This window comes from Streptosporangium sp. NPDC050284 (genome assembly GCF_044459525.1).
GTDB lineage: Bacteria > Actinomycetota > Actinomycetes > Streptosporangiales > Streptosporangiaceae > Streptosporangium.
Map to the genome: position 1 here is coordinate 192,588 of NZ_JBITIZ010000015.1, position 13,351 is coordinate 205,938.

14 protein-coding genes are annotated in these 13,351 nt (G+C 68.3%); 12 read left to right on the forward strand and 2 right to left on the reverse strand.

Annotation, left to right across the window (positions count from 1 at the left end):
* Nucleotides 1-323: 323 nt before the first annotated feature.
* The 3 genes from ACIBH4_RS30745 to ACIBH4_RS30755 are packed head-to-tail and all read left to right on the forward strand — an operon-like array spanning nt 324 to nt 2,066.
* The gene (locus ACIBH4_RS30745; protein WP_362519815.1) at nt 324-836 is read left to right on the forward strand and encodes a SigE family RNA polymerase sigma factor; all 513 of its coding nucleotides are present in this window, start codon (nt 324-326) and stop codon (nt 834-836) included.
* The gene (gene mltG, locus ACIBH4_RS30750; RefSeq protein WP_362768486.1) at nt 833-1,783 is read left to right on the forward strand and encodes an endolytic transglycosylase MltG; all 951 of its coding nucleotides are present in this window, start codon (nt 833-835) and stop codon (nt 1,781-1,783) included. The genes ACIBH4_RS30745 and mltG overlap by 4 nt, the downstream gene beginning before the upstream one ends.
* 52 nt (nt 1,784-1,835) lie before the next feature.
* The gene (locus ACIBH4_RS30755) at nt 1,836-2,066 is read left to right on the forward strand and encodes a hypothetical protein (RefSeq protein ID WP_362768483.1); all 231 of its coding nucleotides are present in this window, start codon (nt 1,836-1,838) and stop codon (nt 2,064-2,066) included.
* Nucleotides 2,067-2,365: 299 nt separating this feature from the next.
* Here ACIBH4_RS30755 and ACIBH4_RS30760 read toward each other — a convergent pair whose 3' ends face one another.
* A complete protein-coding gene (locus ACIBH4_RS30760) occupies nt 2,366-2,824 on the reverse strand; it encodes a MarR family transcriptional regulator (RefSeq protein ID WP_362519806.1) in 459 nt (152 codons plus the stop codon).
* Nucleotides 2,825-2,887: 63 nt separating this feature from the next.
* Between ACIBH4_RS30760 and ACIBH4_RS30765 the strand changes: the two genes are divergently transcribed.
* A complete protein-coding gene (locus ACIBH4_RS30765; protein WP_362519803.1) occupies nt 2,888-3,256 on the forward strand; it encodes a VOC family protein in 369 nt (122 codons plus the stop codon).
* Between the two features lie 278 nt (nt 3,257-3,534).
* Here ACIBH4_RS30765 and ACIBH4_RS30770 read toward each other — a convergent pair whose 3' ends face one another.
* Nucleotides 3,535-4,392, reverse strand: a complete 858-nt coding sequence (locus ACIBH4_RS30770; RefSeq protein WP_362519800.1) for an SAM-dependent methyltransferase — start codon at nt 4,390-4,392, stop codon at nt 3,535-3,537.
* 647 nt (nt 4,393-5,039) lie between these two features.
* On the opposite strand from ACIBH4_RS30770, the gene ACIBH4_RS30775 reads away from it, so the two are divergent.
* The 8 genes from ACIBH4_RS30775 (at nt 5,040) to ACIBH4_RS30810 (ending at nt 13,324) form a co-directional block, all read left to right on the forward strand.
* Nucleotides 5,040-5,543: a methylenetetrahydrofolate reductase C-terminal domain-containing protein gene (locus ACIBH4_RS30775; protein ID WP_362768480.1), complete on the forward strand. Its 504-nt coding sequence runs from the start codon at nt 5,040-5,042 to the stop codon at nt 5,541-5,543.
* Nucleotides 5,540-6,523 carry a methylenetetrahydrofolate reductase gene (locus ACIBH4_RS30780; RefSeq protein WP_362519791.1) on the forward strand — a complete coding sequence of 328 codons (984 nt, stop codon included), beginning with the start codon at nt 5,540-5,542 and terminating at the stop codon, nt 6,521-6,523. The genes ACIBH4_RS30775 and ACIBH4_RS30780 overlap by 4 nt, the downstream gene beginning before the upstream one ends.
* A complete protein-coding gene (locus tag ACIBH4_RS30785) occupies nt 6,513-8,003 on the forward strand; it encodes a hypothetical protein (protein WP_362519788.1) in 1,491 nt (496 codons plus the stop codon). Before ACIBH4_RS30780 ends, ACIBH4_RS30785 begins: the two co-directional genes overlap by 11 nt.
* The gene (locus tag ACIBH4_RS30790) at nt 8,003-9,184 is read left to right on the forward strand and encodes a hypothetical protein (RefSeq protein WP_362768477.1); all 1,182 of its coding nucleotides are present in this window, start codon (nt 8,003-8,005) and stop codon (nt 9,182-9,184) included. Before ACIBH4_RS30785 ends, ACIBH4_RS30790 begins: the two co-directional genes overlap by 1 nt.
* A complete protein-coding gene (gene metK, locus ACIBH4_RS30795) occupies nt 9,181-10,422 on the forward strand; it encodes a methionine adenosyltransferase (RefSeq protein ID WP_362519782.1) in 1,242 nt (413 codons plus the stop codon). The genes ACIBH4_RS30790 and metK overlap by 4 nt, the downstream gene beginning before the upstream one ends.
* Complete coding sequence (purU, locus tag ACIBH4_RS30800) at nt 10,419-11,285, forward strand: formyltetrahydrofolate deformylase (RefSeq protein ID WP_362768474.1); 867 nt, start codon at nt 10,419-10,421, stop codon at nt 11,283-11,285. The genes metK and purU overlap by 4 nt, the downstream gene beginning before the upstream one ends.
* A 42-nt stretch (nt 11,286-11,327) precedes the next feature.
* Nucleotides 11,328-12,320, forward strand: coding sequence for a carbohydrate kinase family protein (locus tag ACIBH4_RS30805; RefSeq protein WP_362768471.1), 993 nt, complete (start codon nt 11,328-11,330; stop codon nt 12,318-12,320).
* Nucleotides 12,321-12,397: 77 nt separating this feature from the next.
* The gene (locus tag ACIBH4_RS30810; RefSeq protein WP_362519772.1) at nt 12,398-13,324 is read left to right on the forward strand and encodes a VOC family protein; all 927 of its coding nucleotides are present in this window, start codon (nt 12,398-12,400) and stop codon (nt 13,322-13,324) included.
* Nucleotides 13,325-13,351: the final 27 nt, after the last annotated feature.

Genomic DNA, 13,351 nt, shown 5'->3' on the forward strand with positions numbered 1-13,351 from the left:
GATGCGCACCGCGCTGATCAGGCACGGCTCGTAGGGCGTGATTCAGCAGGCCGCCCCGGACACCGAGCGGCCCCTTCTCCTCGCATCGACTCGCTGAACGAACTGCCGGACAAGATACGCCGGCTCAACACCTCAGGACGGGGGTGGACGAGCCACGGTGCACCTCGCCCTCCAAAAGGTCGTTTCATACTGAGTCCCGCAAGTGGCGGAGGTAGATGATGCAGGCCAGGACATGCGGCCTTTGATGTAGATCGGTTCGGTCATGCCGGCATAGATCCACGCCCTGTCCTCGTCCTTGCTTGGTGACATCGCGAGGAGGACAGGTGGATCCAGGATTTGAGGCGGACTTCCGGGAGTTCGTCATCGATCGCTCAGGGGCGCTGTTCCGTACCGCGTATCTGCTGACCGGTGACCGGCACGCCGCCGAGGACCTGGTGCAGTCGGCGCTGGCGAAGACCGCCGCGAAGTGGCGCGGCCTGCGCGACACCGCGGCCATCGAGGGCTACGTCCGCCGCGTCATGTACCACGAGCAGGTGAGCTGGTGGCGGCGCCGTTCCCGCGTCGCGGAAGTGCCCACCGGATGGCTGCCCGACCAGATCGGCGGGGAGCACGCCGAGATGGTGAACCTTCGCCTGGTGATGCGTACGGCTCTCGCTCGGCTGACACCCCGGCAGCGGACCATTCTCGTGCTCCGTTACTTCGAGGACCTGTCCGAGACCGAGATCGCCCGGCTGCTCGACCTCAGGGTGGGATCGGTCCGCAGCCAGATTTACCGGTCGTTGGAGCGCCTGAAGAAGGCGGCGCCTGAGCTGAGCACCGTAAGGGAGTTGGGATGAACATCGAGGATCTGCTGCGCGAGACTCTCTCCGACATGGCCCGTGAGGAGCAGCCTCCCCCGCCTGGTCGGTTCCTCCACGTCAATGGGAGCCGATACCGTCGCCGCAGCCTCGCGCTGGTGGCGGCGGCAGCCGTCACCGTGCTGGCGATCGGGTCCACTCTTGCGGTTCAGGGCCTGTCCTCACGGACGACGGCCCCCGAGGTTCTCACCGGGCAGGGCTCCGGCGAGACACGTGCGGAGACCCGAATCACCGTGACAGTGAACGAAGGAGAGCGACTCTCCCGTGTCTTGAAGGATCTGTCGACCGCCACCGGCAAGCCGCTGAAGGAGTTCGAGCGGGCCGCCGGGGACGGTGAGGCGCTCGGTCTTCCCGACTACGCCAAGGGCATCCTGGAAGGATTCGCCTTTCCCTCGACCTATGAGATCTCGCCCACGTCGAGCGCCGACGAGATCCTCGCCGCGATGGTGACACGCTTCAATCGCGCCGCCGAGGACGGCAACCTGGTGGACGGTGCCAGGCGTGTCGGCCGTACGCCACTGGAGATCCTGACCGTCGCCAGTATCGTCCAGGCCGAGTCGACCAGCAGGCGCGACATGCCCAAGATCGCGCAGGTCATCTACAACCGGCTGAACCACACGCCCGAGATGAATCTGCAGTTGGACAGCACGGTCCTGTACGGCCTGGACAAACTCGGCATCAGGACCTCGAACGAGGATCTCAAGAGCCGGTCGCCGTACAACACCTATGCGCACCGCGGCCTGCCGCCCGGTCCCATCGGAAACCCGGGCACCGACGCCATCGAAGCCGCCCTGAAGCCGGCAGCCGGCCCCTGGTTGTTCTTCGTGACGACCGACCCGAAGAAGGGCATCACGAAGTTCGCCGACTCCGAATCCGAGTTCTTCAAGCTGGTCGAGGAATACGACAAGAACCTCGGGACCGGGTAATGGATCGGCGCGCCGCAGTCCTCGGCTCACCGATCGGGCAAGCCGCCTCTCCTTGTACCTCCATCGGATCGCGACGACGGAGTCGCTGCTCGGCCTCGTCATCGAGGCTTTCGAAGGCACCGAACACGCCGAGCTCTATCCGAACATCATCGGTTTTCGCGAACCCTGGGACGGCTCGTACCTGCGGCCCGGTCGTCACACACTGACCATTCGCGGATCCTCTGGCGACTTCCACACGGGCGTTGATTACACACTCGTCGTCGAGGCCGGGCCACAAGCATGAGTGCACCCTGAGATTTCAACGAATGGCCGATGAAGCCCAGCGACTATCACCTCGCCTACAGGTGCCGTCCGGCAAAGTGATGTATGAGTTGCTCTCCGAGTAATCCTTTTCCGCAGGTTAAGCGGCAAGTAGCTGCGGTGTGCCACATCCCTTTGGCAAAGAGGGGAGCACTGAAAGTATCACGGCTCTTCGCAGATGAGGTGTAGTCGAGGTCTGTCGGTTTCCGAGGTCCGTCCGCACGGTTTTTCACGCTCGGGCGCACTCCTGTGCGCGCGACGAGACGTGCGCCGGGGAAGGAGCTATGAACCGTCGTTGCCATCGCGCAGGGAATGGATCATCCCCTGCAGGATCCGGAACGCGCCTGACTGCTCGGCCTCGGTCATGCCGGCCAGCATTCTGACCTCGACGGACCGGACCGCTACGGTCGCCTTCTCGAGGCTCCGTCGACCGCGAGGCGTGAGCCGCGTGGGAAGAACCTTCCCGACAGGTGCCTCCGCGGGCCTGGTCACGTAGCCTTCTCGTTCCAGGGCCTGGAGCAGCACGTTCATCGACTGCCGTGTCACAAACGCGCCCCGCGCGAGCTCTGAGTTCGACAAGCCCGGTCGTTGAGCCAGCAGCTCGAGGCAGGAGTAGCGCGTCACGCTCATCCCGAGCGGCCGCAGCACCTCCTCCATGGCTGCGCGCAGGGCGCTCGACGCCTCTTTCAGCAGGTAGCCCAGTGATTTGTCCAGGTCGACGCCTGCACCGTTTTGACTCATGTCAGCATTCTGACATAGATTGACGTGTGTCAGAATGCTGACACGCAAAGAAGGAGCGTCGTCATGCCCGCCACCGGCCCCGACTTCATCTCGCTGCAAGCGCGTGACCTCGACGCTTCGCAGGCGTTCTACGAGCAGTACCTCGGCCTCGTCCGCTCGCAGGCCGGACCTCCGCACGCCGTCGTCTTCGAGACGAAGCCGATCGCGTTCGCACTCCGCGACGTCGTTCCCGGCACCGATCTCACATCCGTTGCTCAACCCGGCATCGGTGCCGCGATCTGGCTCCACGCCACAGACGTCCAGGCCATTCACGATGCTCTCGTCGCCGACGGGCACACCATCGTCTCCGCGCCGATCGACGGCCCCTTCGGTCGAACATTCACCTTCGCCGACCCCGACGGCTACCAGATCACTCTCCACGACCGCACCTGACAGGCCGAACGCCACCCGCTCCCCGAAGACCGCGGTGGCACCTACAGATTCGAGAATCCGGGCGACACTCGTTGGCTCCTCGCAGTTGACGGCGTCGGCCAGTCAGGTGCGGTCGTGGAGAGTTCCTGTGCGGTCGTCCTTGGCGGCGTGAAGCAGGGCGTCGATTTCGGCATGGACGCCGTACCCGTTCGACCACGCCGATGATGCCCTGCGGACCTGGTGGCGGACAGGGTGAACGGCGTGGCCGTGCTGCGGGTCGGTGCTTGGCCGGGGTTCGGCTAGGCCTTGCGGGCCAGGCCGCCGTAGTAGGTGTGGTACAGAAGGGCGCTCTTGTCGAAGAAGCTCGGCTCGGCACGCCACTCGGGGAGCGGGACGAGGCCCGGTTCGACCAACTCGAAGTCGCCGAAGTACTCCGTGATCTCGTCCGTGGTGCGCCAGCGGCCGGTGCCGAGGTTCTCGTTGAAGAGCTTCTCGACCGTCGTGGCCTGCTGGGACGCCGCCGGGTGCGCCTCACCGGGATTACAGAAGTGCGAGATCGCCACGAAGCTGCCGGACACCAGCGGGGCGCGCAGCGTGGCCGCCACTCCCGCGGGATCGTCGTCGTCGTGCAGATGGTGCAGGATGCTCAGCATCAGCAGCCCCACCGGCTCGCTGAAGTCGATGAACTTCTTGACCTGATCGTTCTCCAGGATCGACCGTGGGTCGCGAGCGTCCGCCTGGATGACCGTCGTGCTGTCGTCGGAGGCGAGCAGCGCTCGCCCGTGGACCAGCACCATGGGGTCGTTGTCCACGTAGACCACCCGGGCCGCCGGATCGACCTCCTGCGCCACCTGGTGCACGTTGCCCTGGGTGGGCAGGCCAGAGCCGATGTCGATGAACTGCCTGATCCCCGCCTCGGCCGCCATGTGGTGCACGACCCGCCGCAGAAAGGCCCGGTTGTCCTGCCCGGCCTGCTGGGCTCCCGGGGAGATCTTCATCGCCGCCTCGGCGACCTGCCGGTCGATGGCGAAATTGTCCTTCCCACCCAGGAACCAGTCGTAGACCCTCGCGATGCTGGGCTTCGTCGTGTCGATCTCCGCAGGCAGCTGACCCTTGTTCAGCGTCGCCTCGTTCACATCCTCGCCGCGTTCGGACACCTCGCCACCTTCGCTCCGCTCGGGGGCCCCACTTGATCGCGGGGGACTGGGCAGATAATAACCCCGAATCCCTCTAAGAGCAGGTATATAGCGACAAGCCCATCCATAAGCACTGGAATCATGATGCGCCGATAGCTCTAAGGAACCGCAAATCACCCAATCAGCCAGCTTTCCCTATACGTATCGTCAGCCTCGGCGCGATCAGGGTGGTGGCGTCCCCCCGTCCACCACCTCCGTGGACGCGACCCCGGGGGCTGCCGCAGGGGCGGACAGGGCCGCGCGACATCCGGCGGTCGCCCCTCACCGGACGAGCCCGACGAGCCCGACGAGCCCGACGAGCCCGACGAGCCCGACGAGCCCGACGAGCCCGACGAGAGGGAGTGTGCCCCACCGCGGAAGGTGCCGTGACGGCGCCGAGCGGGTTGTGGGCCATCACAACGAACGTCCCCCCAGTGTTGGTGTGCGGGCCTAAGACACTCGTCGCACGCTCTGGCAGCCTCGATCTCAGCGGTTGAACGAACTTCGTCGAACGATCCGGCCGCGTCTTTTCCGGCCACGTCAACGATGGTTTCCGACCGCATATCCAGAAGGAGGAGATCGTGGGCTTCGACGAGCGGAACGCACGCGGCGGCGGATGGCCTCGCCCCGTGATCCCCCGAATCGGGGCTCGGCTCAGTTACGCCCTCCACCCTCTCCTCGTCGCGAATCCCCTGTACCGGAGGTTCGGAGCCTGGCTCGAACGCAGGCAGCGGGCCTATCGCTGGTTCACCCGCGCGGAGCGGGTGGCGAAGGAACAGCTGTACGGATGCCGCATGTGCGGTCAGTGCGCGTTGCCCGACACCGGCTACACCTGCCCGATGTCCTGCCCGAAGCAACTGCGCAACGGCCCGTGTGGTGGGGTGTCCGCCTCCGGCCGCTGTGAGGTCCATCCCGATCTGGTCTGCGTCTGGGTGACCGCGATCGAGCGGGCGCAGGGCGGTGGGCACGGCGCCGACCTCGACCTGCTGCAGCGTCCGGTCGATCACCGCGAGTGGGACCGCAGCTCGTGGGTGAACTACTGGCAGGGCCGTGATGACGGACTGGGGGTGGCGCCCGGCGCGGATGATCCCCGCCCGCTGCTGCGACGCGAGCTGGGGTTGAGTCCGCGATGAGCGTCCAGCCACCTGGAGGTGGGCTGCGTGCCGCGTTCGCCGCCGGCAGGTTCGCCGTCACCGCCGAGATCGGCCCGCCCAGAGGGGCCGACGCGGAGGCGGTCACGCGTAAGGCGGAGCTCCTGCGGGGCTGGGTCGACGCCGCGAACGTCACCGACAACCAGGGGGCGAACGTCCGGATGTCGAGCTTGGCGGGCAGCCTGCTCGCCCAGCGCGCCGGGGTCGAGCCGGTGATGCAGCTGACCTGTCGCGACCGCAACCGCCTTGCCCTGCAGTCGGACCTCCTCGCGGCGGGTGCCCTCGGTATCCCGAACGTGTTGCTGCTCACCGGCGACCACCCCCGGTTCGGTGACCATCCCGAGGCCAAGCCGGTTTTCGACCTCGACGGTGTGCAGCTCGTCTGGACCGCGCGAACTCTGCGGGACGACGGCGTGCTCATCTCCGGCAGGACCGTCTCCTCCCGTCCTGCCTGGTCGATCGGCACGGTCGAGAACCCGTTCGCGCCTCCGCTGGGGTTCCGTGCCCGCCGGCTGGCCAAGAAGGTGGCCGCGGGTGCGGAGTTCGTCCAGACGCAGTACGTGTTCGACTTCGAGGTGTTCGAGCGGTGGATGGCCGAGCTGCGGGATCTCGGCGTCACCGAACGCTGCAAGATCATCGCCGGTGTCGGCCCCATCCGCTCGCTGCGTGCCCTGGAGTACATGCGCACCTCCGTTCCCGGCGTGCATGTTCCCGACCACGTCGACCGGAGGTTGCGCGGGGTACCCGCTGACCGGGTCGCCGAGGAGGGGATCCAGATGTGCGTGGAGACCGTGCAGCGGCTCGCCACGATCCCCGATGTCGCGGGCGTCCATCTCATGGCGCTCGGCTACGAGCACGGCGTGCCCGACATCCTGCGGCGGGCCGGTGTCCCCCGGCCGCCGACCGCGCTTTCCGATCACAACCGCCACCACTCCATGGAGGGCATCGGTCATGCTCGTTGACTTCCGGCCTCACTCCAAACTCAGCGGCACGAGTCCCCTGGACCTGATGACCTCGCTCGCGCCCGTCGTCGAGGCGTTGCGGGAGGGCTCCACGGACCTCGACAAGGTCCGGTTCGTGTGCGACTGGGTCCAGTACAAGTCGAACTTCCGCGAGGTGGTCGACGTCCGGCCGATCCTGCCGTGCCCGCAGCCGAGCGCGAGGCCCGGACCCGCCATCGTTCCCCTGGGCACCAGGGACGACGCCGTGGAGATCGCCGTCGACGTACGGCGCAGTGCCGTCATCTCCCTTGAGGAGGTCACCGCGGCGCTGCGGCGGGGGAGCGCGAACGGCCGCGTCCTGCTGGAGGACTGGGGACCCGGCAGCCGCAGCTGCGTCTGGGACTTCAACGCCCGCTACTGGAAGGACCTGGACCTCTGGGAGAAGTCCACCGGGCGAGGGTACGAGCAGGCACTGCCGGGCGGTGAGAGTGACGCGCACAACCGCGACGCCGCGCGCGACGTGATCGGTGATCTCTTCGAGGTCTGGGATGTGCTGGCCGACGGCGACGCCCTGCCCGAGGAGCTCTATGTCGTCGAACTCGGGGTGGGCAACGGCAGCCAGGCGAAGGTCTTCCTGGACGAGTTTCGCGCCCTCGACGCCGAGCACGGGCGCGGCTACTACCGGCGCCTGCACTACATGATGTGCGACTACTCCCAGCATGTGCTCGATCTGGCCCGCGAGGCGGTCGGTGAGCATCGGGCGCGGATCAGCTCGTTCGTGCTCGACGCGACGATGCCGTGCACCTCGCTCGGCTTCCTGAAGTACAAGGTCTTCCTCGTCTACGTCTCCAACGTCTACGACAACCTGCCGACCGACGAGGTCGCCCAGCTGGGCGGCCGAACCTACCGGGTGGAGACCCGTGCCTACCTCGACGACGCCACCGTGGCCGAGCTCGCCGGGTCGGTGGGGGCCTCGGTGGGCGAACTGCCGGCCCTGGTGCACCGGCTGCTGCGGCTGGGGCCGGGGCTGCTGGCGGAGACCGACCCCACCCGTTTCGCCGACGTGGACGCCGCCGTCTCCTTCTGGCGGACGGTGTGGGGCATGGTCAGGCTGGAGGAGCGGTACGTCCCGCTGGCCGGCCTCGACCTCTACTCCCTCGCGCCGTCCATGAGCGGGGAGCTGCTGCGGCCCCTGCTCGAATCCGGCGCCGACATCCGCATGCACGTCAGCAACGGGGCGGTGGCGAGCTTCGCCGACAGCCTGCGACTCCTGCATCCGTTCGGCAGGCTCGTCTGTCATGACCTGTTCGTCACCGACGTACAGGCCTATCGAACCAACTTCCGGGGCCCGGGGAAGTACGAGGGGTCCGTCGTCAACTGGGTGAACGGACCGCTGCTGGCGCATGTGGGCCGGCGTAACGGCTTCGACGTGCACTACGCGCCCTTCGCCCATCGGGCGGGCGGGAACATCGTCACGATGACGGCGCAGGTGAGGGACTGATGTCCGCGCTCCACCACGCCGACCTCATGGGCCGCCTGCCCCTGCTCCCCACCAGCGTCGTGGGCTCCTACCCCGTTCCCGAGTGGATGGAGCGGTTGAAGACCGACTACTACCGCGGCCGGATGAGTTACGCGCAGCTCCAGGACCTGCACGACATGGCGATCAAGGCGGCACTTCGTGACCAGGAGATCGCCGGCATCGACATCGTGTCCGACGGCGAGCTGCGCCGCGACAACGACATCGACTACTTCCTCGCCAGGATGCCGGGCATCGACATCCCGCGGACGTCAAAGGACTTCTACTTCGACTACTACGAGGCCAGGGTCACCGAGCGGCTTCCGCTCGCGGTCACGGCACCGCTGATGCTGGCCGACGACTTCTCCTTCACCACCGAACAGACCTCGGATCCGGTCAAGTTCTCCTTCACCGGGCCGTTCTCGCTCTCGCGGCGGGTGCGGAACGAGGCGTACGACGATCCCGGCGATCTCGTGATGGCGATTGCGCGCGTGCTCAACGCCGAGGCGCGTGCCCTGGCCGAGCGCGGCGCGCGGCTGCTGCAGATCGACGAACCCTTCCTGGCCGGCTACCCCGGCGAGGTGGAAACGGCGATCAAGGCCGTCAACGTCGTCACCGAGGGTGTCGACGTCACCTGGGCACTGCACGTCTGTTACGGCAACCGCTACGCGCGCCCCTCGTGGGAGGGCCACTACGACTTCCTGTTCCCCGCCGTGCTCGACGCCGACGTGGACCAGCTCGTCCTGGAGTTCGCGCGCAAGGGGTACGCGGACCTGCCGGTGATCGACAAGTTCGGCTGGGACCGCACGATCGGGCTGGGCGTCATCGACGTCAAGTCCCCCGACGTGGAGACCCCGGAGGCGGTCGCGTCCAGGATCCGGAGCGCGCTCGACCTCGTTCCCGCCGACCGGCTGGTCGTCAACCCCGACTGCGGGCTACGGAACGTCTCCGTGCCTGTCGCCAGGGCGAAGCTCGCGGCCATGGTCGCCGGCGCCGCCATGGTGCGAACCGAACTGACCGGTGCCGCCACAGGGCGGACCGAACCGACCGGCGCCCCCACGGTGCGAACCGAACCCACCGGCGCCCCCACAGGGCGGACCGAGCTGACCGGCGCCGCCCACCACCTGAACCCGCTCGAACCATCGCCCGAGGAGCCTGAGCAATGACCCAGCTGGGAATCGACGACGACTACGTGTTCACCTCCGAGTCGGTGACCGAGGGACACCCCGACAAGATCGCCGACGCGGTGTCGGACGCCGTGCTGGACGCGGCGCTGACCCTTGATCCCCACTCCCGGGTCGCCTGCGAGACCCTGATCACCACCGGCATGGTCGTCCTGGCGGGAGAGATCACCGCCCCGCGATCGCTCGACTACACGCAGATCGTCCGGGACACCGTGAACGGGATCGGGTACGACGACGGGGCCTACGGCTTCGACGGCCACTCGTGCGCCGTTCTCGTGGCGCTGGACAAGCAGTCACCCGACATCGCGCAGGGCGTCGACCTGGCGCACGAGCATCGCCGCGACCGCTCCGGCGACGAGTTCGACCGAGCCGGCGCCGGTGACCAGGGAATGATGTTCGGCTACGCCACCGACGAGACCTCCGAGTTCATGCCGATGCCGATCGCGCTGGCGCACCGCCTGTCCCGCAGGCTCGCCGCGGTCCGTAAGAACGGGACCCTCGGCTACCTACGCCCGGACGGCAAGACGCAGGTGTCGGTGCGCTACCAGGGCGACGTCCCGGTCGGCGTGGAGCAGGTCCTGATCTCGACCCAGCATGCCGAGGAGGTCTCCCTGGAGCAGATCCGCGAGGATCTCTGGCGGCACGTCGTCACCCCTGAGCTGCCGGCCGAGCTGTACGACGCCGACGCGCTCCACCGGAGCCTGCTGGTCAACCCCACCGGCAGGTTCGTGATCGGCGGCCCGGTGGGTGACGCGGGACTCACCGGACGCAAGATCATCGTCGATACCTACGGGGGATTCGCCCGGCACGGCGGCGGCGCCTTCTCCGGCAAGGACCCCTCGAAGGTGGACCGGTCCGCCGCCTACGCGGCGCGTCACGTCGCCAAGAACGTGGTCGCCGCCGGTCTCGCCCGCCGGGCGGAGGTGCAGGTGGCGTACGCCATCGGGGTGGCCCGGCCGGTGTCGGTGCTCATCGAGACGTTCGGCACCGAGCGGGTGAGCCGTTCGCTGATCCGGACGCTGGTGGCCGAGCACTTCGACCTGCGGCCCGCCGCCTTCCGTAGATATCTCGGACTGCACAGTCCCATCTACCGCCAGACCGCCGCCTACGGACACTTCGGGCGTACGGACCTCGACCTGCCGTGGGAGCGGACCGATCGGGCCGACGCGCTCCGCCGGGCCGCCGCGCTGTCCGCCGACGCCGTCCCCGCGACGCTGTGACCGGGACGGACCCCGACGTCGGCCGGCTGGTCGTGTCCTGCACCGACCGGCCGGGCATCGTCGCCTGCGTCTCATCGTTCCTGTACCGGCGCGGAGCCAACATCGTGCAGTCCGACCAGGACTCCACCGGGCCCGCGGGCGGCCGGTTCTTTCTGCGCATCGTGTTCCACCTGCCCGGGCTGGACAAGGAACTGCCCCGGCTGGAGCGCGAGTTCCGGCAGGAGGTCGCGGCGCGGCTCGACGCGGACTTCCGGTTCCGCGCCGCCTCCGTGCCGACCCGGGTGGCGCTCTTCGTCTCGCGGTACGACCACTGCCTGCTCGACCTGCTGTGGCGGGCCCGCCGGGGCGAGTTGCCCATCGAGGTGTGTCAGGTGGTCTCCAACCACCCGGACCTCGCCGACGAGGTGTCCTCGTTCGGGGTGGCGTTCGAGCACATACCGGTGACCAGGGCGACCAAACCGGAGGCCGAACGGCGCCAGCTCGACCTCCTGCGGGGCAACGTCGACCTGGTGGTCCTCGCCCGCTACATGCAGATCCTCTCGGGTGACTTCCTGGACCGGATCGGCGTACCGGTGATCAACATCCACCATTCCTTCCTGCCCGCCTTCGCCGGCGCCGGGCCGTACGAGCAGGCGAAGGAGCGCGGCGTGAAGATCATCGGGGCGACCGCGCACTACGCCACCGAGGAACTCGACGAGGGGCCGATCATCGAGCAGGACGTCGTCCGGGTCTCGCACCGCGAGAGCGCGCGCGAGCTGACGCGGCGCGGCGCCGACATCGAGCGGACCGTACTGGCCAGAGCCGTGACCTGGCACTGCGAGGACCGTGTCCTGGTGAACGACCGCACCACGATCGTCTTCTGACCTGGCCGGCCCGCAACAGAATCCACACACCGAGGAGTAACCGTGCCCCCAGGGACCATCGCCGTGGTCGGATCGATCGCCACCGATCATCTGATGCACTTTCCCGGCCGCTTCGCGGACCATCTCGTGGCCGACCGGCTCGACCGGGTGTCGCTGAGCTTCCTGGTCGACGATCTCGTCGTCCACCGTGGCGGGGTCGGCGCGAACATCGCCTTCGGGATGGGGGTCCTGGGGCAACGGCCGGTGCTGGTGGGAGCGGTGGGCGCCGACTTCGCCGACTACCGGGCGATCCTCGAACGACACGGCGTCGACTGCGGCGGTGTCCTCACCGTCGAGACGGCCCACACCCCGCGCTTCACCTGCACGACCGACGACGACCAGTGCCAGCTCGCGTCGTTCTACCCGGGGGCGATGACGGAGACGAAGAACATCTCACTCGCCCCGATCGTGGAGCGGTACGGCGTCGAGCTGGTGCTGGTGGGCGCGAGCGATCCGGACGCGATGGTCGCGCAGACCGAGGAGGCCAGGGCGCTGGGCGTACCGTTCGCCGCCGACCCGTCGCAGCAGCTCCCCCGCCTCGACGGTGACCGGTGCCGGGCCCTGGTCGACGGCGCCCGCTACCTGTTCACCAACGAGTACGAGCTGGAACTGCTGATCCGCAAGACCGGCTGGGACACCGACGAGATCACCGGCCGGGTCGGCCTGCGGGTGACCACCCTGTCCGACCGGGGTGTGGAGATCGCCGGGCGCGACGGCACCGCGCTGCACGTCGGGGTGGTGCCGGCCAGGACGATCGCCGACCCGACCGGCGTCGGCGACGGGTTCCGTGCCGGTTTCCTCGCCGGTGGGAACGGCGGGCTGGGGCCGGAGCGGGCCGCTCAGCTGGGGGCGCTCGTCGCCACGCTGGTGCTGGAGACGAACGGCGCCCAGGAGTGGGTGATCGACGCCGACACCGACGTGGCCCGCCTGCGCGAAGCCTACGGTGAGGAGGCGGCGGCTGACATCGAGCCGGTGCTGCGTGCCGCCCTGACCTGAGACGGTGCCACGTTCTCCCCGCCGCGTAGTCTTGTCGTGGCGCACCCTGTGCGCCACGAAGTGCGAGGAGATGCGGCATGCGAAGCATCGGGTACGTCGGCGTGCGGTCCGCGTCGGCGGAGGACTGGCTGGATTTCGGCCCGCGCGTCTTCGGCTTCGAGACCTACCGGCTTCCTGACGGCACGGTCCGGGTGCGCTGGTGCGACCGCTCGCACCGCCTCGCGATCCACCCGGGTGACTCCGACCGGCTGCTCTATCTCGGCTGGGAGATCGGCGCCGAGGAGACGCTGGAGGACGTCGCGGCACACCTGACCGCCGCCGGGTTCGAGGTGACGGCGGGTTCGGCACGGCTGGCGGCGGCGCGCTCGGTCGAGCGGCTCATCTCCTTCGAGGACCCCTTCGGCCTGCGGCACGAGTTCTTCGTCGGCCAGGAGGAGACGGCGGGCTCCTACCGGGGGCACCGGCCGACGTCACGGACGGTCACCGGGGTGCTCGGCCTGGGCTTCGTCGTGCTGCGGTTACCGGACCTCCAGCGGGGGCTCGACTTCTATGCCGACGTGATGGGCATGAAGGTGTCCGACGCGATCAACCTCGGCGCGCACCTCGGCGAGATGTGGTTCCTCCGGTGCAATCCTCGCCACCACAGCATCGCCCTGCTCAACGGGGGCGAGACCCTCGGCCTGGAGCACCTGATGATCGAGGCGACCACGCTGGAGGAGGTGGAGATCGCCTGGGACCTGGCCAGGAGTGAGATGGACGCCTTCGTCAGCCCCGGACGCCGGCTGTCGGACAACATGTTCCTGTTCCGCGTGCGCACCTCCACCGGCTTCAACCTCTGTTACGGGTGGGGTGCGACCCAGGTCGACGACGAGGAGAGCTGGATCCCGCGTTACATCGACTCGTCGACCGGCGCCGGCATCGTCTATTCCGCCGCCGCCGCCGTGACGGCGGCCGATCCGTCCCCTGAGGCCGGGCGCCGGAGGCCCGGCACGGACCTCACATGATCTCCCCGCCGAGGGCCCGGAGGTCCG